This is a genomic window from Achromobacter sp. RTa, from assembly GCF_000757485.1.
Taxonomy (GTDB): domain Bacteria; phylum Pseudomonadota; class Gammaproteobacteria; order Burkholderiales; family Burkholderiaceae_B; genus Achromobacter.
Genome location: NZ_JPYO01000013.1, coordinates 131,364 through 154,100, shown reverse-complemented (window position 1 = coordinate 154,100; position 22,737 = coordinate 131,364). Strand labels below are relative to the sequence as shown.

Sequence of the window (22,737 nt, the reverse complement as noted above, 5' to 3'; positions counted from 1 at the left end):
CTTGCTGGCGTTCATGCCCTGGCCGGGGTACGGACGCCATGCGCGAACACCGATTTCCACAAGATCATGACGCTAGCTTCATTTTCCGCCCGTCCGCACTATCTGGTCCTGGCGCTTGCCGCGCTGCTGCCCGCCGCGGCGGGCGCCCAGCAGATCCCCAATGCAGGCCGCGTGCTGCAGGAACAGGCGACCGAGCCCCAGCCGCCCGCGCCCGCGCCCGACTTGAACCTGAGCAGTCCGGTGCCCGCCACGGCGGCTCCCGGCGGTCCGCAGGCCGGCGTGTCCCGCGTCGAGTTGACCGGCAACCAGGCATTTTCGTCGGAGCAGTTGCTGGCGCAACTGGGCGACTATCAGGGCAAGTCCTACGACCTGGCTGGCATGCAGGGGCTGGCGAACCAGTTGACGCGCTACTACCACGACGCGGGCTATCCGTTTGCGCGCGTCTACCTGCCGGCGCAAGGGCTGGAACGCGGCCTGCTGCGTCTGCAGGTCGTCGAAGGCCGCTATGGCCGGGTCCAGGCCGAAGGCGACGCCGCGCTGGCTGCCAAGGCGCAGTCCTACCTGAGCCCGCTGAGATCCGGCGACATCATCGAAAGCGCGCCGCTGGAACGCGCGGCGCTGCTGCTCTCGGACCTGCCCGGCATCGCCGTCAGCCCCATCATCCGTCCAGGCCAGCAAATGGGCACGGGCGACCTGATGGTGCAGGTGGAGCGCGCCGACCGCGTCAATGGCAGCGTCGGGCTGGACAACCAGGGCAACCGCTACACCGGCCAGTACCGGGCGAATGCGGCCCTGTCGATCAACAGCCCGTTCATGCTTGGCGACCAGATCACACTGCGAGCCCAGCACACCAGCGAAAACCTGAACTATGGCGACGTGGGCTATAGCGCGCCCCTGGGCAGCTCCGGCCTGCGCGGCCGCATCGGCTATGGCTACACGGGCTACGAGCTGGGCAAGGAATTCAGCGACCTGGACGCGCACGGCACCGCCAAGGTCGCCAGCATGGGTCTGAGCTACCCGCTGGTCCGCTCGCAAAGCCGCAACCTGACCGTCGGCATCGACTTCCTGCACAAGAAGCTGCGTGACGACTACCGCGCGGCGGAGATCGTGCAGAACAAGTTCAGCAACAGCGTACCGGTCTCCGCGCAGTTCGACCTGCGCGACAGCCTGGGAGGCGGCGGCCTGACCTACGGCGCCGTCACGTGGACGCCGGGCACCTTGAAGCTGGACGGCGATCTGGCGGCGGGCGACCGCGTGAGCGCGCGCTCGGCGGGCCACTACAGCAAGTTGAACCTGGACATTGCGCGGGTGCAATCGATCTCGTCGCGCTGGAGCCTGTTCGGGCGTTTCAGCGGCCAGTGGACGAACGACAATCTGGACTCATCCGAAGACTTCGGCCTGGGCGGCCCGGCTGGCGTGCGCGCTTATCCCGTGGGCGAAGGCTACGGCGACCGCGGCTGGCTGACGCAGCTGGAAGTGCGCTACGCGGCGGGCGCCATCTCGCCGTTCGCGTTCTACGACGCCGGCCGCGTACAGATTTCCACGCATCCGTGGCTGGCTGGCGATAATTTCCGCCAGGTGGCCGGGGCGGGCGTGGGCGCCCGCGTGGCGGTGGGCGGCTGGCGCGGCGAAGCCACGGTGGCGTGGCGCACCGACGGCGGCGGGCCCCAATCCGACAACCGCGATGTCAAACCGCTGTTCTGGCTGAGCGCGCAGTACCTGTTCTGAGTTGCGCCGGATTGCCCCCGCCAGTTCGAAGGCGGGGACCGGCTGTTTCAGGACGGCCTGCGCGCGGGCATGGCCGACAGCTCGTGCAGGCTCAGGCCGCAGCTGCGGGCGCGCACGGAGAGGGATTCGCTGTGCGCCAGGGCGCGCTGGCTTTCTTCCAGCAGCACGTCCAGCTGCTCTTGCAGGGTTGCCGCCATCACCCAGGCGCGTTCGGCGAACAGGGCCGAAAAGCTGTCGACGCAGGCCTTGCAGATGGCCGCGCCGTTTTTTTCCAGCAGCGGCGCGCCCTGGGAGAGCGTCGATCGGCAGAATATACAGGCGAGTGCGAGGTTCATGCGTCTGGCGGCTCATCATCGGGTGGGCGGGAGCGCGGACGTCGCGGATGCCGGCGTCCTGCTATCAACAACGGCGCGGCCCGCGAACTCTTAAGCCCCAGGCAAGGGGCTGCCAGACGCTGCGCAGGGGCAGCTACCTAATTCACGATGAAACCGCCCGGCCCCGCTTGGCCCAGCAATTCGCGGGCGCACTGCGTCGCCTGGCCCGCGGTCGCCACCGCCAGGAACGGCATGCCGAACGCGCGCGTCATCTTCTCGCCGCGCTTGCGTATCTTCTCGAGCGCGTCGGCATCGCTTTCCACCGCGATGAACGCCCGGCAGCGGGCCTTCAGGCGCGGCATGTTGGCGGTCTGCCATTCGATCATGGCCTTGCGGTCCGCCTGACCGGCCTCCTGGCGCATGTCGGGCACCACCATGACGAAGGTCTGGGGATTGTCCAGCAGCATCTCCATTTCGCGGATCCAGGTGGACGAGTAGCCGTCGGGCGCGCCGCCATGCCGGGCGGTGACGATGGGAAACTGGGATAGATCGTGGAAGAAAAACTGTTCGCGATTCATTCGAATTCTCCTTGAGGAGTGAGGGGCGCGCCCTGGCGGCAGCCGCAGCCGCCGTAGAGCACCAGACTGTAGGAATTCAGCTGGAAGCCGCTGCGCTTGGCGATCTTTCTTACCAATTGCGCCATGGCGGCGTCGCTGGATTCCAGGATCCGTCCGCATTGGGTGCAGACCAGGTGATCGTGGTGTCCTTTGTCGTTGAGCTCGTACACGGTGGTGTGGGTATCGAGCTGGGTCCGTTTGAGCAGGCCGGCGCCTTCGAGTTGCGTGACGACGCGGTAGACCGTGGCCAGGCCGATATTGCTGTGATCCGATACGAGGTTGCGGTAGACGTCCGCCGCGCTCATGTGCAGATCGGCATGCTGGTAGAAGATGTCCAGGATCTTCATCCGGGGAAAGGTGGCCTTGATGCCGGCGTGGCGCAGCCGTGAGTGGTCCATGAGGTTTCTCCTTCAGGGGGGCTGATGTCCTGATGAGAATGATGTACATTTTCAAAAAGCCCCGCTCCGCGGAAACCGACAATCAGTAGCTCAAACCTGCCAACCATGCTTCACGTGGCCATCGCGCCCGCCTTGCCGGACGTCCTGCTGACGCCTTTCAGCGTTCAGGGTCGCCGCGAATCCAAAGGCATCTCCGTGCCCTCGCATGTCCATGACGAGGGCATGCTGGTGCTGGTGCACGAAGGGTTGGTGATGGTGCAGGCGGGCAACGAGGTCTGGACCGTGATGCCGGGCAGTCTGGGCTGGATTCCGCCGGGCGTGCGGCATGGCGCGCGGTGGTTCGGCGAGGCGCGCGGATCGTTCCTGTACGTGCGCAAGGACGTCTGCGAGCGGCTGCCGGCCAGTTGCCGGTCCTGGCCTTCGTCCAAGTTGATCGAGGCCTTGATGGATCGTTTCACCGGCCCAGACGCGCAGGCCGTATCGCCGGCCTACCAGATGCAGTTGTTCGACGTGCTGCTGGAAGAGCTCAGGCACCGCGAACACGAACCCATGCTGCTGCCCATGCCGGCCGATCCGCGCCTGCAGGACCTGGCCCACACTCTGCTGGACACCCCCGAGGACACCGCCGGCATCGAGGAATGGGCGCAGCGGCTCAATATGTCGTCCCGCACGCTGATGCGCAGATTCCGCCAGGAAACCGGGGTGACACTCGGGAGGTGGCGCCAGCAGGCCCGCTTGCTGCGAGCCCTGGAGCTGCTGTGCCGCGGCGGTTCCGTCACCGAAGCCGGGCTTTCGGTCGGATATGAAAGCACCAGCGCATTCATCGGGAGTTTCCGCGCGGCGTTCGGGGCCACGCCCACCCGTTACCTGGCGGGCCGCGGCTAGCGGAAGCCCCCGTCCGTACGGCCTTGCCGCCGGCTCAGGCCGCGGCCGGCTGATTGGGATGCATGGGTCCTTGCGGATCGTTTTCGGCGTCCGGGCGGGGCGGTACCGCCGGCAGCCCCAGGCGCAGCCGGAGCCGCTGGCAATCGGGGTTGGGCGAGCCGTCGGGCATCCAGATGTCGAACTCCCGGCAGGGCGTGGGGCGGTTTTCGTAGATGGCGCAGTGGATGCCGGGCCGGCCCAGCTCTCCGCGCAGCGAAATACAGCGGCCGCCCCCGGTTTCGGTGCCTTTCATGCAGGCGCGCAGCGGGCTCATCTGGGTGACGAGCTCCACGGGCACGTGGCCCCCATTTTCTCCCGCCAGTTCGCCGCAGTAGAACGAAACGCGGAAGTGGGCGCAGCATGCCCCGCAGTCGAGGCAGGGGTTGGCGGCCGGGTCGTCGCCTGCCAGGACGGCGGGCGAGACGAAGGTGACAAGCGATGAGTCGAGCAGGGACATGGCGCGCGGTGCGTTAGCCTGTCCGGGCCCGGCAGGTTTGCAAAACCCGCGAGGGGCGCCGGAGCGCGCGGTCACGGCCGGCGCGGGATCAGGGCTGCAAATATTAGCTGGATATTCCTCGCGGCCGCTACGACTTTTTTCAGGGGTGTTGCTGCGGTAGCATCGGTGACCCGACTGCGGCCAGGAGCCAGAATTGAACGCCAAGACCGAATTCCCCGACGGCCTCGCCCGTTGCAGCTGGGTGGATACTTCCACCGAGTACATGGCCTATCACGATACCGAATGGGGCCACCCCGAAGCCGATGACCGCGCGCTTTTCGAGCAGCTCTGCCTGGAAGGCTTTCAGTCCGGGCTCAGCTGGCGCACCATCCTGTCCAAGCGCGAGGCCTTCCGCCGCGGCTTTGCCAATTTCGATCCCGCCCGGGTGGCGCGGTTCGGTGAAAAAGAGGTGGCGGGGCTGTTGGCCGATTCCGGCATCGTGCGCCACCGGGGGAAGATCGAAGCCGTGATCAACAATGCGGCCCGGGCGCTTGAAATGATCCAGCGCGAGGGATCGTTGGGCGCCTACCTGTGGCGGTTCGAAGCCCCGCCCGGCGCGCCGTCCACCTATGGCGCGTCCACGTCCGAGCAGTCCGAGGCCTTGTCCAAGGCGCTGAAGAAGCTGGGCTGGAAGTTCGTCGGGCCCACCACGGTCTATGCGTTCATGCAGTCGGTCGGCATGGTGAACGATCACAGCCCCGATTGCCACTGTTACGCGGCCAGCGAAAAGGCGCGCAAGGCGTTCAGGCGGCCGGCGTAGCCTGTTCCGGGGCGGCGGCGCCAGGCAGGCAATAGCGTCCTTCGCGATAGGCCCAGCTGGGCCACAGCGCATGCGCGAGCGCCTCGGTGGCCAGGGCCGGGTCCAGGGCCACGGGCGCGTAGTCCTCGGGCGCGGTGTAGCGGTATTGCACCGGCGTCTTGTTGGGCGCCAGCACCAGCAACTCGTCTTCCTTCAGATACCCGTAGGTATTGTCGTACTGCATGATGGCCCGGCCGGGCGTGCTGCGCGTCAGGTCATGCCCGATCATCGGGTGCTCGGTGTCCACGCCTATCAGCGACAGCAGGGTCGGCGGCAGGTCGATCTGGCTGATCAGGCGGTCGTCGCGGCGCGCCTGGATGCCGGCGCCCAGGATCACGGCCGGAATGTGGAAGTGCCGCACCGGCACCAGGCTGGCGCCGAAGACCCGCGAATCATGGTCGGCGGCAACTAGGAATACCGTGTTCTCCCAATAGGGCGAGGCCTTGGCGCGTTCGAAGAAGCGGCCCAGCGCCCAGTCCGCGTAGCGGACGGTGTTTTCCACGGTGGCGGGATTGCCTTCGGTCTGGATGCGTCCAGCCGGGTATTCCCACGGAGAATGGTTCGACACGCTGAAGGCGAGCGTGAAGGTCGGCTGGTCGCCGTCTTCGCGCAGCAGCCGGTCCAGCTGGTTGAACATGTCCTCGTCCGAGGCGCCCCAGGTGCCAACGAAAGCCGGGTCGACGAAATCGGCGCGATCCACGATCTGCCTGAATCCGTTGCCCAGGAAGAAGCCCTTCATATTGTCGAAGTGCGACTCGCCGCCGTAGATGAAGCGCGAGTGGTAGCCATGGCGCCCCAGCAGGTCGGCCAGGGAGAAAAAGCCCCGCTGCGACCGGGGCAGTTTCAGCACGGCCTGGGCGGGAGTGGGCAGGAAGCCGGTGACCACCGCCTCCAGCCCGCGCACCGAGCGGGTGCCCGTGGCGTAAGCGCGCGTGAACGTCCAGGCCTCTCGCGCGAGCGCGTCCAGCTCCGGCGTCAGGTCGGCGCCGCCCAGCCCGGCGCTGTACTGAGCGCCCAGGCTTTCTTCCAGGATGATCACCAGGTTGAGCGGCCGCGCCGTCTTGCGGGTGGCGGGCTGGCGGTGCAGGCTGGGATAGTCCGGGTTGGCGGGCGGCACGGGCAGGCCGGCCTGCGCCAGCACCAGCCCGTGCATCTTGTCGTCATCCATGCCGCCGTAGACGGCGGAGGCGGACTTCTCGTTCTTCATGCTGTAGACGGCATAGAAAACGTTGTAGAGCGAGTTCAACGCCAGGGTGTTGAGCATGCCGTCCGAGCAATAGGCCACCGACGACGGATTGATCGGGCGGTGGCCCAGGGTGCCCCGGATGGCCAGGATGACGACCGCCAGGATCGCTACGCTGGCGATCGGCATCTGCCACCAGACGAGTTGGGCGTCAGGCCGGGCGCCGCCAAACAGGCCATAGGCGCCCCAACCTATCAGCGCCAGGACGCACAGGCCGCCTACCAGGGCCGTCTTGTAGCCGCGCCAGAGCATGCCGGACACTTCGCGCGGATGCTTCAGGTATTCGACGAAGAGGCGGTTGGGGCGGCTGTCGTATTCCAGGATGAAGGGCGGCGTGGCCACTTCCAGGAAGGCCAGCAGTATGAATGCGGCCAGGTACCAGTAGCCCGCCAGCGTCGCGGCCAGAGGGAAGTGCCCCAGCAGGGGCGACAGCACGGCGGGCAGGGCCGCCAGCACGCCGATCTGATGGGCGTCGATGCGCAGCCCTCCCAGGAGCAGCGGCAGCAGGCCGCCGGCGTTGCGCACACGCTTGAACTGCCAGGCGGCCAGCGCCAGCCGGCTGAGCGTCAGCAGCGCAAATGCCGCCACTACGAAAATCAAGGTCGAATGCCGCATCGGGCCTCCAGGTTATTCAGCGTTCCGGCCTGACCGGGCCGCACGTCTTTCGCGTTCGGACATTTGAACGGCGCCGGCGTCGAAAATTCGCCTGGCGCTGGCGTGTTCTACCTATTTCGCCGTCCGGAGCCTTTTCGCTTTGTAACCGGCCGCCAGGAGGCCAGGCACGCGCCATGCTGCGCAAACGCCGGGCGAGCCGCGCCGCTCGGCGCCGCCAGGACGAATGGGCATGGAAAGATCCGCATACATTATGGGGCCAGCAGGCCCGGCCGGCACTGCGGGCCGCGATACCCTTTATAGGTAGCGATGGCCGGCGGCGGTATGCCGGCCGCAATGGCAAGGATAATAACCATGACGCGCTCAAGAAAAATAGCGATCGGGATTGTAGGGGGAGCGGCGCTCCTCGTGGCTGTGCTGGTGGTGGCGATCGCCACCTTTGACTGGAACCGGGCCAGGCCCATGATCAACGAGCGGGTCAGCGCCGCGATCGGACGCCCCTTCGCCATCAATGGCGACCTGAGCGTCGAGTGGCTGCGGCAGCCCGATGAGGGGGGCTGGCGCGCCTGGGTGCCCTGGCCGCGCGTCATCGCCAACGACATCTCGGTGGGCAATGCGCCCTGGGCGAAGGCGCCCCAGTTCGCCACGCTCAAGCGCGGCGAATTCAGCCTGGCGCCCTTGCCGCTGCTGCGCCAGCGGGTGGTGATCCGGCGCATCCAGCTGACCGAGCCCGCCGCGGACCTGGAGCGGTTGGCCGACGGCCGCGCGAACTGGGAGTTCACGCTGCCCGAGACCGGCGAGCCTTCGCCGTGGGTGCTGGACATCAACGAGATCGGTTTCGACAAGGGCCGAGTCGGGCTGGTCGACGAGGTTCTCAAGGCCGACCTGACCGTCCAGGTGGACCCTCTGGGCAAGCCCGTGCCGTTCGCGGACGTGGCGGGCGCGGCCTTTGCCGAGGAAGACGGCGCCAGGGCGGCCCCGCGCGATTACGTATTCGGCTGGAAGGTGGAGGGCAAGTACAAAGGCCTGGCCACCAAGGGCGAAGGCAAGGTCGGCGGCATGCTGGCCCTGCAGGACGACAAGCAGCCGTTCCCGGTGCAGGCCGACGTGGCAATCGGCGGGACGCGGGCCGCGGTTACCGGCACCTTGACCGACCCGGTCAACCTGGGCGCGCTGGACCTGCGGCTGAAATTGTCGGGCGCTTCGATGGCCCAGCTGTATCCGCTGACCGGCGTCACGCTGCCGGACACGCCTCCTTATTCCACCGATGGGCATCTGGTCGCCAGGCTGCGCAATCCGGGCGGGGCCGTCTTCGACTACAAGGACTTCAACGGCAAGGTCGGAAACAGCGATCTGCATGGCGATATCTCGTTCGCCCTGGGCGCGCCGCGCCCCAGGCTGACCGGCAAGCTGTCCTCCAAGCAACTGCGCATGGCGGACCTGGGGCCGCTGATCGGCGTGCCCTCGGGCAAGGCCGCGGGGGCGGCGGCCGACAAGGCCAAGGATGCGCCCGCCAAGCCCAAGGGCGGCAAGGTGCTGCCCACCCAGGCCTTCCGCACGGACCGCTGGCGAGACATGGACGCCGACGTGGCGCTTGAAGCCGGCCGCATCGTGCACGACAGCAAGCTGCCGCTCTCCGACCTCTCGGTACATCTGGTGCTGCAGGACGGCAAGCTGACGCTGGATCCCCTGCGCTTCGGCATGGCGGGAGGCAACATCAACTCGATCATCCGCCTGGACGGCGCCGGCGCGCCCCTGACCGGCCGGGTGGAGCTGCATGCTCGCCGCCTGAGGCTCAAACAGCTCTTTCCGGCGACCCCGGCGATGCAGAAGACGCTGGGCGAGCTGAACGGCGACCTGGCCATCAGCGGCGCGGGCAACTCGGTGGCGGCGCTCCTGGGCACGGCCACGGGCGACGTGAAGATGCTGGTCAACGACGGCGTGATCAGCCGCAGCCTGATGGAAATCGCGGGGCTCAATGTGGGCAACTACGTCGTGTCCAAGCTGTTCGGCGACGACGAGGTGAAGATCAACTGCGGCGCCGCGGACCTGGGCATGAAGAACGGCGTCATGACGCCGCGCATCTTCGTGTTCGACACCGAGAACGCCCTGATCAGCATTACCGGCACGGCCGACTTCAAGAACGAGAAGCTGGACATGGATATCACGCCGGACAGCAAGGGCTTCCGCATCTTTTCGCTGCGTTCGCCGCTGTACGTGCGAGGCTCCTTCGGTTCGCCCGACGTGGGCGTGCATGCGCTGCCGCTGGCGGCGCGCGGCGCGGGCATGGTGGCCCTGGGCGTGCTGCTTACGCCGGCAGCCGGCCTGCTGGCGCTGGTGGCGCCCAGCACCACCGACGAGAACGCATGCGGCCCGATGCTCGAGCAGATGCGCAAGCCGCCGAAGGCGCCGGCTCCGGCCAGGAAGTAGGCGGTTTCAGGCCGAAGGCGCGATCCGCGAGCCGGCCTGGGTGTTGTCGTCCGCCACGCAGACGGCGTTGCGGCCATGGTTCTTGGCGTAGTAGAGCGCCTGGTCCGCGCGCTGGTAGGCGGCGTCCAGCGTCGCGCCATGGTCCGGATAGGCCGCGACCCCCGCCGATATGGTGACCGGAGCCGCGGCCAGGCCTTGCCGCGAGGCCATGCGCAGGCGCAGGCGGTCCACGATGGCGGCCGCCGCCGCCACGGGCGCGCCGGGCAGCAGCATGACAAATTCCTCGCCGCCGGCGCGCGCCAGCGTGTCGCCGGCGCGGGAGCCTTCGCGCATCAACGCCGCCAGCTCCTGCAGCGCGCGGTCGCCGGCCGCATGGCCGTAGCGGTCATTGACGGTCTTGAAATGGTCGATGTCGATGGCCACGATCGCCACCGCTTCGTCCTCGGCCTGCAACAGCGCCAGCATTTCGTCCAGCCCGCGGCGGTTCAGCAGGCCGGTCAGGGTGTCCGTCGTGGTTTCGCGGCGCAGGTCCCGGATCTGGTGGTGCAGCGAGGCCAGCCCCATGAGCAGCGCGCGCTTGAGCTGCGCCGCCTCGAAATACCACGAGCGCACGCTGCGGATGCGGTCCGCGGAATCCGGGGCCTGCATGTGTTTGGCGATGCCGGCCAGTTCGCCCAGCGGCCGGGCGATCCAGCGCGACAGCAGCCAGATGGACGCCACGGCAAGCAACAGCAGGGGCAGCGTATTGCTGGCGGTGGCCATGAGCAGGGCGCTCAGGGGCTGCAGGGTATTGTCGACGGAACGTTGCGCAATGATGCTCCAGCCCGTGCTCGGCACGGGCGCGTAGCCGGCCAGCATGTCGCGCCCCTGGTCGTCGGTGTAGCGCATTTCGCCGGTTTCGCCGCGGCGGGCCGAGGCGAAGGCTTCATTGTCGGGGCTGGCCTGCCCCAGGCGGCCGTCGTCGGGATGATAGATGAGCGTGCCGTTGCGATCCACGACGTACAGCGCGGAGTCGTCGCGGTAGAAGTGCTCGCCGAGCAGCCGGTCCAGCACGTTGTCCCCGTGCAGGTAGAGCGTGCCCGCGATATAGCCGAGATAACGCTGGTCGCGGGAAAAGATGGGGTGGGTGTACAGGATCAGCCAGCGCCCGCTGCGGGTCTGGAAGGGTTCGCTGATGGTGGGCTGCCTGGCCGTCAACGCATTGCGGAAGGCCTCGCTGCGCAGGTTCTGGCCCAGCAGTTGCGGAGAGGATGTGGGTTCGGCCAGCACCTTGCCTTGCGGCGATACGACGAAACTGGAATTGAAATGGCCCAGTTGCCGTTCCTGGCGCCGAGTCTCCGCGCTCATGTGTTCCGGGCGGGTTTCCATGTCGGACAGCATGTCCGCGCTGTACGCCAGGTAGCGCTGCAGGTCGCTCAGGAACGAGTCGCTGGCGCTGGCCAGCTTGGAGGCATAGACCCGGTTGACTTCCAGCGCGTTGCGCAGCAACAGGTCGCGCTGCACGAGATAGCTGGCATGCAGGCCGCCTGCCAGCACCAGGATGATCGACAGCAGGCTGATCCACAGAATGAGGCGCCGCAGATCGATGCGGAACATGAAGCGGTCCGTCAGGAACGGGCGTGGCCCGGCTGGGGGCCGGCCAGCGCGTCCCAGGCGCACATCGCCTGCCTGGCCACGGCCTGCAAGGTCTTGCGGGTCGCGCCATCGCGCGCCTGGATCGACATGCCGTGCAGCACGGTGGTGTAGAACGCGGCAAGGCCTTTGAGATCCGCGCCGGCGGGCAGTTCGCCGTCAGCGGCGGCGGCGTGCAGGCGGGCCAGGATCCGGCTTTGCATTTCGCGGCGGTTGTCGCCCAGGAAGTCCCCCACGCCGGCGTGGTTCACGCAGCCCGAGGGCGCGCCCAGCACGATCATGCAGCCCGGCGGATGGCCGGGAGCGGTGAAGCGTTCGGCCGAGGCCAGCAGCATCGACTGGATTCCTTCGCGCGCGGTGGCGGCATCTTCCAGTGCGCGCCTGCCCGAGCCGCCTTCGGTGTCGCGGTAGAGTTCCACGGCTTCGCGGAACAGGCTTTCCTTCGAGCCAAAGGCGCCATAAAGGCTGGGCGAGTTGATGCCCATCGCTTCCGTCAGATCGGTCAGCGATGCTCCTTCATATCCCTTCGACCAGAACACGTCCATGGCCCTGCGCAAGGCCTGGGCTCGGTCGAAGTTCCGGGGGCGCCCACGTTCTGCCATGGCGATGATTTTACCCGTGGCGTAAATTCTGTGTTGATCGATAAAAAAATCATTGACGAACGCGATCCCTCTCGGCGAATATATTTGTACTGATCACTACAAATATGAGTTCAACCATGCAAAACCTGACTGGGAAAGTTGCTTTCGTCACCGGCGGGAGCCGGGGCATAGGCGCGGCCATCGTGCGCCGCCTGGCGGCCGATGGCGCCAACGTGGCGTTCACCTACGTGAGCGCGTCTTCCGCCGACGGCGCGCAGGCGCTGGCGCGGGAACTGTCCACCGATGGACGCCGCGCGCTGGCCATCCAGGCCGATTCTTTGGACGCCGCGGCGGTCCGCCAAGCGGTCGAACAGGCCGTTGCGGAACTCGGGCCCGTCGACGTGCTGGTCAACAATGCGGGCGTGTTCATCGCAGGCCCCATTGGCGACGCCAGCCTGGAAGACTACGAACGGACGATGGACGTCAACGTCCGCGCGCCCTTCGTCGCGATCCAGGCGGCCCAGGCATCCATGCCGGACGGCGGCCGCATCATCAATATCGGCAGCTGCCTGGCGGCCCGCGCCGGCCGTCCCGGCGTGGCGCTGTACGCCGCGAGCAAGGCCGCGCTGGTCGGCTTGACGCAGGGCCTGGCCCGCGACCTGGGCGCGCGCGGCATCACCGCCAACGTCGTGCATCCCGGCCCGATCGACACCGACATGAATCCCGCCGATGGCGAACGGGCAGGGGACCTGATCGCGGTGCTGTCCCTGCCGCACTATGGCGAAACCCGCGACATCGCCGGCATGGTGGCGTTCCTGGCCGGACCCGAGGGGCGCTATATCACGGGGACCAGCCTGTCGGTGGACGGAGGCTACGCAGCCTGAGGCGGGGCTCGCTGAAAGTTTTTTGGCGGGCGACTTGCGCAAACAAAAAAAGCTACATATAATCTTGCTTCTTCGCACTACGCACATAACGAAACGCGTTTCGGGACTGGGCGAATTGCAAGGGCTGTTAGCTCAGTTGGTAGAGCAGCGGACTCTTAATCCGTAGGTCGAGTGTTCGAGCCACTCACAGCCCACCAGAATTCCTGGTAGCACCAGAAAAAAAGCCCACCGGTTCCGGTGGGCTTTTTGTTTTCCGGCCGCCTTGTCGCGCCGTCGCCGTGCAACTGCGGTGCTGCAGTTGGTGCTATGGGCCGCGAAAGTATGGGCCGGGCAACGGCTTTCGCTTTCATTGCCGCGGCGGCCTGCGTACTCATGACGGTTCACGAGGCATTGCAGGCCCGGGCCGGTTGCTCCGTTGCCTATTGCTCCATCCTCTCCTCACGCCGCAGGCCGTGCCTGCCTTGCTGCCGGGGCCGCTTGCGCGGCGTCGGTATTCCCCGCGGCCTGCGCCGAACGCTTCTTCAGTTCCAGGATCACTTGCCCGCCGGAAAGGATATCCGTCTGGACGGCGACCCGTGCCGCCTGGCTGTCGCGGTTGCGCATGGCCGTCAGCAGGGAGTAGTGGCCGTCGATCATGTCGCGCCCGCCCGCGCTGTAGCACTGGGCGATCAAGGGGCCCATCTTCAGCCAGAGCCGTTCCAGGATGCTCAGCAGCACCGGCATGTTGGCGATGCGGCAGTATTCGAAATGGAAGTGCTGGTTCAGGCTGATGGCGGCCAATACGTCGCCGGCGGCGAGCGCCTGCTCGTTCTGTTCGATCAGCGCTTCCATGCGCGCGATGTCGTCGGCGGTGGCGACTTCGGCGGCCCGCGCCGCCGCCATGCCTTCCAGCTCCAGCCGGATGTCGCGGATTTCCAGGTATTCGGGCAGGGTGACTTCGGCGACCCGGATGTCGCGCGCGCTGCGCATGACGAGGGCGCCATCCTGGACCAGGCGCAGCACGCCATCGCGCACGGGGGTGATGCTGGTGCCCAATTCCGCCGCCAGCTCTCGGATGCGCAGCCGGTCTCCGGGCCGGAGCTGGCCTTCCATCAGGGCGCTGCAGATCCGGGTGTAGACCCGGTTGCCCATGCTTTCGTACTGCATGGCCGCGAAACGGGCCTCGGCCTGCGGCGCTGGCGACGACGGCGCGGCAGGTTCGGCGGTAGGGGCGGAATGTGGGCTTGCGCTCGGATGATGCATCAACGTACGTGCCTAGGGTGATGGGTTCGCCACGAAGGGATGGTCCGGGCGGGCGGATGGCGGGCTATGGGGCCCACTCCCTACTTTATCAGTCTTATAGACAAAACCAGCGTTCTGAAACGATCCGGCCGGGATTTCCCTGCCTTGGGGAATACACCGATATTACGATCCATGGTTGTTGATGCATGATGCATCAAATATCTAATTTGGAATATCTTGTGATGCTGTCCAACGCCGCCGCCGGCATGGAAGAACCGGTGGATGCCCTGCTGGTCAATTCGCCTCCGCCGATCAGGCTGGAGGATGCGGAGCGCGTGGCCAGGGTCTGCTATCCGGGCTACGTGCAATGCGTTGCGCTGTCGGGCGAACGCGACATGAACTTCCGGATCAGCCGGGAGGACGGCGCGTCCTTGACGCTGAAGTTCATCAATGGTGCGGAAAGCCTGGATGAAACGCGCATGCAGATCGCCGTGCTGAAGCACCTGGAAGCGTGTCGTAGCGGCCTGGGCGCGGTGCGGGCGCCGCACCATCAGCCCGCCGACGCCGCGGCTCCGGGAGACGACCCGGATATCGCGCCGGGTTGCGACGATGGCGCGGCCACGCGGGACTGGCTGAGCTTTCGGGTGCCGGAAATCGGCGGGCCGGTACGGCTGCGGGCCTATGGCTTCCTGGCTGGCCGGGCCGGAACGGCGATGTCTGCCGGGCCGGGGGCCTGGCATGCGGTAGGCAGGGCGGCCGGCCAATTGGACGCGCAGCTTGCCGGCTTCGAACATCCGGCGGCGCATCGCCTGTTCCTGTGGGACGTCTGCCAGGTGGCACGGGTGCGGCCGATGCTGGGGGCGGTGGAGTGCCCGGAGGAACGGGCCCGCATCGCCGCCTATCTGGATGTGTTCGAGCTGGACGTCATGCCGGCGCTGGCCTCGTTGCCCAGGCAGATCATCCATAACGACCTGTCGCCCAGCAACATCCTGGTGGACGAAGCGGGCACGGGCCTGGCCGGCATCCTGGATTTCGGCGACATGGTGCATGCGCCGCGCATCGCCGAGATCGCCATCGCCGCCTCCTACCAGATGACGGTTCCCGGCGATCCCCTGGCCGTGCTGGCGGCGGTGGTGGCGGGTTACGAGTCGGTGTTGCCGCTGACCCCACAGGAGCGGCGCCACGTGCTGGACCTGGTGCTGGCCCGGCTGGTGCAGCGCATCGCGATTCCGTCGTGGCGCGCCCTGCGCTTTCCTGGCAATGGCGCCTATATCCTGCGCAGCCGCGCGGCGGCGACGGCGCTGTTCAACGAGCTGTACGACGAATGGAGCCGGGGCGCGCGTTGAGCGCGCCCTGCACGGAGCTGCGCGAGGCAGCGCAAGAATCGAGTGAAGGACATGCAATGACGGTGAACCGGAGCAATACGCAGCAGGACCTGTTGGCGCGGCGCAAGGCGTTGGGGCCGGCGTACCGGCTGTTCTACGAGGAGCCGGTGGAGCTGGTGCGCGGCGAGGGCGTGTGGCTGTACGACGCGTCGGGCCGCCGCTACCTGGATGCCTACAACAATGTGCCGGTCGTTGGCCATGCCAATCCGGCCGTGGTGGAGGCGCTGTCGCGCCAGGCTTCGGTGCTCAATACGCATACGCGTTATCTCCACGACGGCGTGGTGCGTTACGCCGAGCGGTTGCTGGCGCTGTTTCCGGATGCGTTGGACACCGCCATGTTCACTTGCACGGGCAGCGAGGCCAATGACCTGGCGCTGCGCATCGCTTTCGAGGCGACTGGTCAGCGCGGCGTGATCGTTACCGGCAACGCCTATCACGGCGTGACCATGGCGCTGGCCGATGTGTCGCCGTCGCTGCGTCCCGTCGGCGCGCACGTCCGCACCATTCCCGCGCCTTGCCAGCTGGAAGGCGCGCCGGCGGAGGTGGCTGCCAAGTTCGCCGCCTGCGTGGACGCGGCGGCCGACGAGCTGGAAGCCGCCGGCACGCCGGTGGCCGCGCTCATGGTCGACACCGTGTTCGCCAGCGACGGCATGTATGCCGATGCCAGCCAGGCGCTGACGCTGGCGGCCGAGCGCGTGCGCGCCCGGGGCGGGCTGTTCATCGCCGATGAAGTGCAGGGCGGCTTTGCCCGCATGGGCGCCAACTGGTGGGCATTCCAGCGCGATGGCGTGATCCCGGACATGGTGTCCATGGGCAAGCCCATGGGCAACGGGCATCCGATAGGCGGCCTGGTCGCGCAGGCGCGCCTGGTCGAGGTCTTTGGCCGGCAATGCCGCTACTTCAATACTTTCGGCGGCAACACCGTGTCGTCGGCGGTCGGGCTGGCAGTGCTGGACGAGCTGGAACGCATCGATGCTCCGGCGCATGTCGAGCGCACCGGCCAGGCGATGGGGCAGGCCCTGGCGGACCTGGCGCAGCGCCATGACTGCCTGGGCGCGGTGCGCGGCAATGGACTGTACTGGGGCGTGGACATCGTGGCGCCCGATGGCGATGCGGCGCATGCCGCCCGCCTGACCCAGCGCGTCGTCAATGGATTGCGCCAGTCCGGCGTGCTGCTCGGCACCGCCGGCCGCAATGCATCCACGCTCAAGATCCGTCCGCCGCTGGTGTTCCAGCCCGAGCATGTCGGCCTCCTGGCCGCAGCCCTGGATGAGCAGTGCCGCGCGGCAATGCGCTGAGCGGCAGCAGACTAGATAACAAGACGCTACACAACAAGACCGATCCCAATACACCACCTCGAATACGCAAGGGAATCATCATGCGCAACACTACCTTCTTCAGGAAAACCGCACTGAATGTCCTGCTGGCCGGCGCGGCCATGGGGGCGTGCACGGCCGCCTGGGCGCAGACGCGCGGCGGCACGCTCAACGTGATCCTGAACCCCGAGCCGCCCGTGCTGATGCTGGGCCTGAACCAGCAGACGCCCACGCAGATCGTCGGCGGCAAGATCTACGAGAGCCTGCTGACTTACGATTTCAAGCTCAATCCCCAGCCCAGCCTTGCCAAGTCGTGGACCGTATCGCCCGACGGCCTGACCTATACCTTCGAGCTGCAGGAAGGCGTGACCTGGCACGACGGCAAGCCGTTCGGCGCGGATGACGTGCTGTTCTCGCTCAAGGAATACCTGCCCGAGGTGCATGCGCGCGCCCGTAACAACCTCAGCCATGTGGCGAGCATCGAGAAGACCGGTCCGCTGAGCGTCGTCATCACGCTCAAGGAGCCGTACTCGCCTTTCATCAACGCGTTTGAAGTGTCCTCCGCGCCCATCGTGCCGGCCCACATCTACAAGGGCACGGACTTCCGCAACAATCCGGCCAACCAGACGCCGATCGGCACCGGACCCTTCAAGTTCAAGGAATGGCAGCGCGGCCGGTTCGTGCTGCTGGAGCGCAACGATAAATACTGGCGCCCCAATCTGCCGTACCTGGACAAAATCTACTTCCAGGTGATTCCGGACGCCAATTCGCGCCTGGTGGCGCTGGAGAGCGGTTCGGTGCAGGTGGCCAGCTTCGGCGACATCGATTTCGCCTTCCTGCCGCAGATCAAGGCCAATCCGCAGCTGGAGGTCACGACCAAGGGCTACGAGTTCACCGGCTCGCACGCCGCGATCGAACTCAATCATCGCGTCAAGCCGATGGACGACGCGCGCTTCCGCCAGGCCATCCAGTACGCCATCGACCGCAAGTTCATCGCCGAGCGCATCTTCTTCGGCGCGGCGCGTCCCGCCACGGGCCCGGTGTCGTCGGTGACGCGCTTCTACGACGACAAGCTGCCGCGCTATGACTACGATCCGAAGAAAGCCATTGCCCTGCTCGACGAGATGGGATTGAAGCCGGACGCCGCGGGCAAGCGCGCCAGCATCAAGCTGCTGGGCCTGCCGTACGGCGACACCTGGAACAAGGTGTCGGAATACGTCAAGAATTCGCTGTCCAAGGTGGGCGTCGAAGTGGTGCTGGAAAGCACCGACGCCGGCAGCTGGGCGCGCCGCTATTCCAACTGGGAGTTCGATTCCGTCGTCGAGTACCTGTACCAGTACTCGGATCCGGCCCTGGGCGTGGACCGCACCTACCGTTCGGACAACAGCCACAAGGGCGGCTACGGCACCAATACGTCGGGCTATGTGAACAAGGACGTGGACGCCGCGCTGATCGCCGCCGCGAAGGAAGTCGATCCGGTCAAGCGCCAGCAGCTGTATTCGCAGGCCTACGGGCTGGTCGCCAAGGATGCGCCGACGGCCTGGCTGGTCGAACTGGCCTTCCCCACCATCACCAACAAAAAGGTCAAGAACGTGACGACGTCCGCCATCGGCGTGGCGGAAAGCTTCGCGACGACCTATATCGAGAAGTAAGCGGGAGAACGGATGATGAGATGGCTGCGGCCCTTACTTTCCGTGCTGGGTAAATCGGTCACGGTGCTGGTCGCAGTCGCCGTCATCAACTTTGCCCTGGTGCACATGGCGCCCGGCGACCCGGTCAGCGTGCTGGCCGGCGAAGCCGGGTCGTCCGACGCGAAGTTCCTGGAGCAGTTGCGCCAGGAATTCAAGCTCGACCAGCCCATCGTGGTGCAGCTGGGGAGCTATCTGCAATCCATCGCCACGCTGGATCTGGGCTATAGCTATCGGCAGCAGCGTCCCGTCTGGGACATGATCGCCGATCGCCTGCCCGCGACGCTGGTGCTGGCGGTGCCGGCGTTTCTCATCGCGCTGCTGGGAGGGATCCTGCTGGGGGCGCTGGCGAGCCGCTACCGGGGTTCATGGCTGGATTCCGCCATCACGGCGGCATCGCTGGCCTTCTACGCCACGCCCATTTTCTGGGTGGGGCTGCTGCTGGTGCTGGGGTTCTCGGTCAGCCTGGGCTGGCTGCCGGCCTTCGGCTACGAGACCATGGGTTCGTCGCTGACGGGCGTCGCGCGCATGCTGGATATCGCCAAGCATGCTTTGTTGCCCATCGTCACCCTGGCGGGCTTCAACCTGGCGGTCTACACCCGCCTGGCACGGGCGTCCATGAACGAGATCCAGGGCGCCGATTTCGTCAAGACGGCGTGGGCCAAGGGCCTGTCGTCAGGCCGAGTGGTATGGGTGCACCAGTTGCGCAATGCCGTGCTGCCGGTCATCACGCTGGCCGGCATGCAGGCCGGCCAACTGATCGGCGGTTCGGTGCTGGTCGAAACCGTGTTCGCCTGGCCGGGCATCGGCCGGCTCGCTTTCGACGCGCTGCAGCAGCGCGATTACCCCGTGCTGCTGGGAGTGTTTTTCTGCACATCGGTGGTGGTGGTGGCGTTCAACCTGCTCACAGACCTGATCTACCGCCTCGTCGATCCTCGCATGCAGAGTCAATCATGAAGTCATTGATCAAGCGATATTTCAGCAATGCCGGCGCGGTGGTCGGGCTGGTCTGCCTGGCCGCCATCGTGCTGATGGCCCTGGGCGCCCAGTGGCTCTATCCCATCAATCCCTGGGACGCGACCGAAGCGCCGTTCCTGCATCCGTTCGAAGAGGCCAGCGCATGGCTGGGGTCGGACTCCATGGGCCGCAATATCGCTGCGGGCATTGTGCATGGCGCGCAGGCCTCGCTGATGGTGGGCGTGGTGGCGACCGTGGTGGCGGTTTTCATCGGCATGCTGGTGGGCGTGCCCGCCGGTTATTTCGGCGGCCGCTGGGACGAGCTGCTGATGCGCCTGACCGAGATCTTCCAGACCATTCCCAGCTTCCTGTTCGCCATTGTGCTGGTGGCCATATTCCAGCCGTCCTTCGGCTCGGTGATCGCCGCCGTGGCGCTGGTGAGCTGGCCGCCGATCGCGCGGCTGGTGCGTGCCGAATTCATGCGGGTCAAGTCCAGTGAATTCGTGGAAGCCGCCTCGGTGCAGGGCTATTCGCGCACCCATATCGTGTTCGCCGAAATCCTGCCGAATTGTGTGTCGCCGCTGATTGTGATGGCGTCGCTGATGGTGGCCAACGCCATTCTGCTTGAAAGCGCCATCAGCTTCCTGGGGTTGGGCGATCCGAATCTGATGACCTGGGGCTACATGGTCGGCGCGTCGCGCACCTTCCTGCGCCTGGCCTGGTGGATGTGCCTGTTCCCGGGGATTGCGATCTTCGTCACCGTGCTGGCGGTCAACCTGATGGGAGAGGGCCTCAACGATGCGCTCAATCCCCGTCTTCATCGCAAGGGGTGAGCCGTGGCGCCGTTGCTTCAGATTGAAAACCTGTCGATCTCGCTGCCGGCCGGCGGAGACCGCGCCCTGGCGGTGGATGGCGTCAGCCTGGACTTGAACCCGCGTGAGATCGTGTGCGTGGTGGGCGAGTCCGGATCGGGCAAGTCCACGCTGGCGCACGCCGTGCTGGGCTTGCTGCCGCGCGGCCTGCGGATCGCCGGCGGCGATATCCGGCTGGGCGAACAGCAGCTGGCCGGCATGCCCCTGGGCGAGCTGCGCAAGGTGCGCGGAAAGCGCATCGCCATGGTCTTCCAGGAGCCGCTCAGCGCGCTCAATCCATTGATGCGCTGCGGCCGCCAGATCGGCGAGATGCTGCGCACGCATGGCATGCGCGATGCGCGCCAGGCGAGCGCGCGCGTGGCCGAGCTGCTGACCTCGGTCGGTTTGCCCGACCACGCCCGCATCGCGGATTCCTATCCCTACCAGTTGTCGGGCGGACAACGCCAGCGTGTCATGATCGCCATGGCGCTGGCGCTGGAGCCCGATGTGCTGATCGCCGACGAACCGACCACGGCGCTGGACGTCACGACGCAGGCGCAGATCCTGGCTCTGATCAAGGACATCCAGCAGCGCAAGGGCCTGGCCGTGCTCTTTATCACGCACGACTTCGGCGTGGTGTCGGAAATCGCCGACCGCATCGTCGTGATGCAGGGCGGGCGCGTGGTGGAGTCCGGGACCGCGCAGCAGGTGCTGCGAGATCCCCAGGCGGCCTATACGCAGTCGCTGCTGGCTGCGGTGCCGTCCTTCCGGCCGCCGGCCGCCAGCGAGGTCCAGTCCGACGCCTTGCTCAGGGTGACGAACCTGCGCAAGACCTACCTGCGCAAGGGCAAGTGGTTTGGCCCGGCCCAGCAGTTCCCGGCCGTGAAGGGCGTGTCGTTCGACATCCGGCGCGGCGAGACGGTGGGGCTGGTCGGCGAGTCGGGGTCGGGCAAGTCGACCATCGGCCGCATGCTGGCGGGGCTGGTATCCGCGGATGGCGGCGAGATGCGGCTGCGCGGGGCCGACCTGCTGGCCGAAGGCGCATTTGCGGACCCCGAGCGGCGCCGTTCGGTGCAGATGATTTTCCAGGACCCGTATGGTTCGCTCAACCCGCGCCATACGGTGGCGCGCATCCTGACCGGTGGCATGCGCCGCCATGGCATGTCCGCCGGCGCCGCGATGGCAAGGGCTCGCGAACTGATGCAGCTGGTCAAGCTGGACCCGTCAGCGCTGGACCGCTATCCCCACGAGTTCTCGGGCGGCCAGCGCCAGCGCCTGGGCTTTGCCCGGGCCATCGCCGTGACGCCGGAACTGATCGTGGCGGACGAGCCCGTTTCGGCGCTGGACGTGTCGGTTCAGGACCAGGTGCTGACCATGCTGCGGCAACTGAAGCAGGAATTGCAGCTGTCCATGCTTTTCATTACCCATGACCTGCGCGTGGCGTCCCAGTTGTGTGATCGCGTCATCGTGCTCAAGCACGGCGAGATCGTCGAGCAGGGGCTGACAGCCCAGGTACTGGAACAGCCCCGGCACGAGTACACGCGCGAGCTGATCGCCGCCGTGCCCGGACGAAGCTGGAAATAGACACTCCCACATGCCCTTATAGGATCGCGCAGTGAAAGCCTTCATCTCTCCGACCCATGACGTGCCCTGGCTCGGCAATGCCATGATCCGTGGGCTGCTCAAGCAGCACCATGATCGCGCCGAACGCAGTTTCGAAGTCCTTGCCGCGCTGAGGGACGACCTGCGCCTGGACTGCCGGTTCGTCCAGCGCGCGGCCGAACGCCCCGTGGAACTGTTCGAAGTGCACGCGCCGGACTACCTGCACTACCTGGAAACCGCTTGGGACGAGTGGTCCAAGGCGCCGGAAGCCTCGTTCGAAGTGCGGCCCTACATCACGACCAATCGCTATTTCCCGACCTTGCGCACGCATATTCCGGTGACGCTGGCGGGCCAATACCTGGGCGACGGCGGTTCGCCTCTGGTCGAGGGCGCCTGGGCCAACATGAACGGCAGCGTGGACGCCGCGGTGGCGGCCGCCGATGCGATCATCGCGGGAGAACGCAGCGCCTATGCGGTGCTGCGCCCGGCCGGCCATCACGCCATGCGCGACCTGGCGATGGGCGGTTGCCACATCGCCAACACGGCCATCGCCGCGCAACGCCTGGCCAAGCGCTTCGGCCGGGTGGCCGTCCTGGATATCGACGTGCACCATGGCAACGGCACGCAGCAGATCTTCTATGACCGCGACGACGTGCTGACGGTGTCGCTGCATGGCAAGCCGGAAACCCTGTTTCCATTCATCTGCGGCTATGCCGACGAGACTGGGACCGGCGCCGGTGAAGGCTATAACCTCAACCTGCCCATCGAAGGCGGCACGGGGATCGGCGGCTATCTCGGCTACTTCGACCAGGCGCTCGAACGGATCAAGGATTTCGCGCCCGGCGTGCTGGTGGTGGCCGCCGGCTACGACACGTTCCGGCACGATCCGTTCGGCAACCTGAATATCGACACGGCCGACTACGCGGTGCTGGGCGATCGCATCGGCCAGCTCGGCTTGCCTACCCTCTTCGTGCAGGAAGGAGGCTACAAGGTGGATACGCTGCGCGCCAACGTCAATTCGCTGGTCGACGGCTATCTCAAGCGCCAGGGGGAATAAGC

Annotated in this window: 20 protein-coding genes and 1 tRNA gene; 13 read left to right on the top strand and 8 right to left on the bottom strand. The window is 66.6% G+C overall.

Translation table 11 applies throughout. From position 1 onward, the window contains the following. The first annotated feature begins 66 nt into the window (after nt 1-66). Nucleotides 67-1,728, top strand: a complete 1,662-nt coding sequence (locus JL37_RS05410) for a ShlB/FhaC/HecB family hemolysin secretion/activation protein (RefSeq protein ID WP_043542524.1) — start codon at nt 67-69, stop codon at nt 1,726-1,728. A gap of 47 nt (nt 1,729-1,775) precedes the next feature. Here JL37_RS05410 and JL37_RS05405 read toward each other — a convergent pair whose 3' ends face one another. The 3 genes from JL37_RS05405 to JL37_RS05395 all read right to left on the bottom strand — a co-directional run bounded on the left by JL37_RS05405 (nt 1,776) and on the right by JL37_RS05395 (nt 3,057). After that, entirely contained in the window at nt 1,776-2,063 is a 288-nt protein-coding gene (locus tag JL37_RS05405) for a ClpX C4-type zinc finger protein (RefSeq protein ID WP_043542523.1), read from the bottom strand. Nucleotides 2,064-2,200: 137 nt separating this feature from the next. After that, complete coding sequence (locus JL37_RS05400; protein WP_043542522.1) at nt 2,201-2,620, bottom strand: hypothetical protein; 420 nt, start codon at nt 2,618-2,620, stop codon at nt 2,201-2,203. Beyond that, complete coding sequence (locus JL37_RS05395) at nt 2,617-3,057, bottom strand: transcriptional repressor (protein WP_043542521.1); 441 nt, start codon at nt 3,055-3,057, stop codon at nt 2,617-2,619. The genes JL37_RS05400 and JL37_RS05395 overlap by 4 nt, the downstream gene beginning before the upstream one ends. Nucleotides 3,058-3,162: 105 nt before the next feature. Between JL37_RS05395 and JL37_RS05390 the strand changes: the two genes are divergently transcribed. Next, the gene (locus JL37_RS05390; RefSeq protein ID WP_081954981.1) at nt 3,163-3,942 is read left to right on the top strand and encodes an AraC family transcriptional regulator; all 780 of its coding nucleotides are present in this window, start codon (nt 3,163-3,165) and stop codon (nt 3,940-3,942) included. Nucleotides 3,943-3,976: 34 nt separating this feature from the next. On the opposite strand, the gene JL37_RS05385 is transcribed toward JL37_RS05390, so the two are convergent. Further along, nucleotides 3,977-4,438 carry a YkgJ family cysteine cluster protein gene (locus JL37_RS05385; protein WP_043542520.1) on the bottom strand — a complete coding sequence of 154 codons (462 nt, stop codon included), beginning with the start codon at nt 4,436-4,438 and terminating at the stop codon, nt 3,977-3,979. Between the two features lie 193 nt (nt 4,439-4,631). On the opposite strand from JL37_RS05385, the gene JL37_RS05380 reads away from it, so the two are divergent. Beyond that, the gene (locus tag JL37_RS05380; RefSeq protein WP_043542519.1) at nt 4,632-5,237 is read left to right on the top strand and encodes a DNA-3-methyladenine glycosylase I; all 606 of its coding nucleotides are present in this window, start codon (nt 4,632-4,634) and stop codon (nt 5,235-5,237) included. Here the strand turns inward: JL37_RS05380 and JL37_RS05375 are convergent. After that, complete coding sequence (locus JL37_RS05375; protein WP_043542518.1) at nt 5,221-7,134, bottom strand: LTA synthase family protein; 1,914 nt, start codon at nt 7,132-7,134, stop codon at nt 5,221-5,223. The two genes, JL37_RS05380 and JL37_RS05375, sit on opposite strands and share 17 nt — an antisense overlap. A 351-nt stretch (nt 7,135-7,485) precedes the next feature. On the opposite strand from JL37_RS05375, the gene JL37_RS05370 reads away from it, so the two are divergent. Further along, nucleotides 7,486-9,561, top strand: a complete 2,076-nt coding sequence (locus tag JL37_RS05370; protein WP_043542517.1) for an AsmA family protein — start codon at nt 7,486-7,488, stop codon at nt 9,559-9,561. Between the two features lie 6 nt (nt 9,562-9,567). Here the strand turns inward: JL37_RS05370 and JL37_RS05365 are convergent, their stop codons facing one another. Together JL37_RS05365 and JL37_RS05360 are read right to left on the bottom strand one after the other, a co-directional pair. Further along, the gene (locus JL37_RS05365; RefSeq protein ID WP_043542516.1) at nt 9,568-11,157 is read right to left on the bottom strand and encodes a diguanylate cyclase; all 1,590 of its coding nucleotides are present in this window, start codon (nt 11,155-11,157) and stop codon (nt 9,568-9,570) included. Between the two features lie 11 nt (nt 11,158-11,168). After that, nucleotides 11,169-11,795: a TetR/AcrR family transcriptional regulator gene (locus JL37_RS05360; protein WP_043542515.1), complete on the bottom strand. Its 627-nt coding sequence runs from the start codon at nt 11,793-11,795 to the stop codon at nt 11,169-11,171. 116 nt (nt 11,796-11,911) lie between these two features. Here JL37_RS05360 and JL37_RS05355 point away from each other — a divergent pair, with 116 nt between their 5' ends. Together JL37_RS05355 and JL37_RS05350 are read left to right on the top strand one after the other, a co-directional pair. Continuing rightward, nucleotides 11,912-12,658, top strand: a complete 747-nt coding sequence (locus JL37_RS05355; RefSeq protein ID WP_043542514.1) for a 3-oxoacyl-ACP reductase family protein — start codon at nt 11,912-11,914, stop codon at nt 12,656-12,658. 121 nt (nt 12,659-12,779) lie between these two features. Continuing rightward, nucleotides 12,780-12,855: transfer RNA gene (locus JL37_RS05350), tRNA-Lys, on the top strand. Nucleotides 12,856-13,096: 241 nt separating this feature from the next. On the opposite strand, the gene JL37_RS05345 is transcribed toward JL37_RS05350, so the two are convergent. Beyond that, a complete protein-coding gene (locus JL37_RS05345) occupies nt 13,097-13,900 on the bottom strand; it encodes a GntR family transcriptional regulator (RefSeq protein WP_231570297.1) in 804 nt (267 codons plus the stop codon). Between the two features lie 221 nt (nt 13,901-14,121). Here JL37_RS05345 and JL37_RS05340 point away from each other — a divergent pair, with 221 nt between their 5' ends. The 7 genes from JL37_RS05340 (at nt 14,122) to JL37_RS05310 (ending at nt 22,735) form a co-directional block, all read left to right on the top strand. Continuing rightward, entirely contained in the window at nt 14,122-15,225 is a 1,104-nt protein-coding gene (locus tag JL37_RS05340) for a phosphotransferase (protein WP_043542512.1), read from the top strand. 56 nt (nt 15,226-15,281) lie between these two features. Next, entirely contained in the window at nt 15,282-16,562 is a 1,281-nt protein-coding gene (locus tag JL37_RS05335; RefSeq protein WP_043542511.1) for an aspartate aminotransferase family protein, read from the top strand. Between the two features lie 80 nt (nt 16,563-16,642). Beyond that, entirely contained in the window at nt 16,643-18,232 is a 1,590-nt protein-coding gene (locus JL37_RS05330) for an ABC transporter substrate-binding protein (protein WP_052096875.1), read from the top strand. 15 nt (nt 18,233-18,247) lie between these two features. Continuing rightward, complete coding sequence (locus tag JL37_RS05325) at nt 18,248-19,225, top strand: ABC transporter permease (RefSeq protein WP_369798517.1); 978 nt, start codon at nt 18,248-18,250, stop codon at nt 19,223-19,225. Then, nucleotides 19,222-20,058: an ABC transporter permease gene (locus JL37_RS05320; protein WP_043542509.1), complete on the top strand. Its 837-nt coding sequence runs from the start codon at nt 19,222-19,224 to the stop codon at nt 20,056-20,058. The genes JL37_RS05325 and JL37_RS05320 overlap by 4 nt, the downstream gene beginning before the upstream one ends. Nucleotides 20,059-20,061: 3 nt before the next feature. After that, nucleotides 20,062-21,660, top strand: coding sequence for an ABC transporter ATP-binding protein (locus JL37_RS05315; RefSeq protein WP_043542508.1), 1,599 nt, complete (start codon nt 20,062-20,064; stop codon nt 21,658-21,660). Between the two features lie 31 nt (nt 21,661-21,691). Continuing rightward, entirely contained in the window at nt 21,692-22,735 is a 1,044-nt protein-coding gene (locus tag JL37_RS05310) for a histone deacetylase family protein (protein WP_043542507.1), read from the top strand. Nucleotides 22,736-22,737: the final 2 nt, after the last annotated feature.

Bases quoted from the DNA above. Each gene is read 5' to 3' on its own strand.
- JL37_RS05340 (WP_043542512.1), top strand. From the start codon at position 14,122: ATGCTGTCCAACGCCGCCGCCGGCATGGAAGAACCGGTGGATGCCCTG.
- JL37_RS05385 (WP_043542520.1), bottom strand. From the start codon at position 4,438: ATGTCCCTGCTCGACTCATCGCTTGTCACCTTCGTCTCGCCCGCCGTC.
- JL37_RS05375 (WP_043542518.1), bottom strand. From the start codon at position 7,134: ATGCGGCATTCGACCTTGATTTTCGTAGTGGCGGCATTTGCGCTGCTG.
- JL37_RS05400 (WP_043542522.1), bottom strand. From the start codon at position 2,620: ATGAATCGCGAACAGTTTTTCTTCCACGATCTATCCCAGTTTCCCATC.
- JL37_RS05395 (WP_043542521.1), bottom strand. From the start codon at position 3,057: ATGGACCACTCACGGCTGCGCCACGCCGGCATCAAGGCCACCTTTCCC.
- JL37_RS05325 (WP_369798517.1), top strand. From the start codon at position 18,248: ATGAGATGGCTGCGGCCCTTACTTTCCGTGCTGGGTAAATCGGTCACG.
- JL37_RS05335 (WP_043542511.1), top strand. From the start codon at position 15,282: ATGACGGTGAACCGGAGCAATACGCAGCAGGACCTGTTGGCGCGGCGC.
- JL37_RS05320 (WP_043542509.1), top strand. From the start codon at position 19,222: ATGAAGTCATTGATCAAGCGATATTTCAGCAATGCCGGCGCGGTGGTC.
- JL37_RS05405 (WP_043542523.1), bottom strand. From the start codon at position 2,063: ATGAACCTCGCACTCGCCTGTATATTCTGCCGATCGACGCTCTCCCAG.
- JL37_RS05410 (WP_043542524.1), top strand. From the start codon at position 67: ATGACGCTAGCTTCATTTTCCGCCCGTCCGCACTATCTGGTCCTGGCG.
- JL37_RS05390 (WP_081954981.1), top strand. From the start codon at position 3,163: ATGCTTCACGTGGCCATCGCGCCCGCCTTGCCGGACGTCCTGCTGACG.
- JL37_RS05370 (WP_043542517.1), top strand. From the start codon at position 7,486: ATGACGCGCTCAAGAAAAATAGCGATCGGGATTGTAGGGGGAGCGGCG.
- JL37_RS05365 (WP_043542516.1), bottom strand. From the start codon at position 11,157: ATGTTCCGCATCGATCTGCGGCGCCTCATTCTGTGGATCAGCCTGCTG.
- JL37_RS05330 (WP_052096875.1), top strand. From the start codon at position 16,643: ATGCGCAACACTACCTTCTTCAGGAAAACCGCACTGAATGTCCTGCTG.
- JL37_RS05345 (WP_231570297.1), bottom strand. From the start codon at position 13,900: ATGCATCATCCGAGCGCAAGCCCACATTCCGCCCCTACCGCCGAACCT.
- JL37_RS05355 (WP_043542514.1), top strand. From the start codon at position 11,912: ATGCAAAACCTGACTGGGAAAGTTGCTTTCGTCACCGGCGGGAGCCGG.
- JL37_RS05360 (WP_043542515.1), bottom strand. From the start codon at position 11,795: ATGGCAGAACGTGGGCGCCCCCGGAACTTCGACCGAGCCCAGGCCTTG.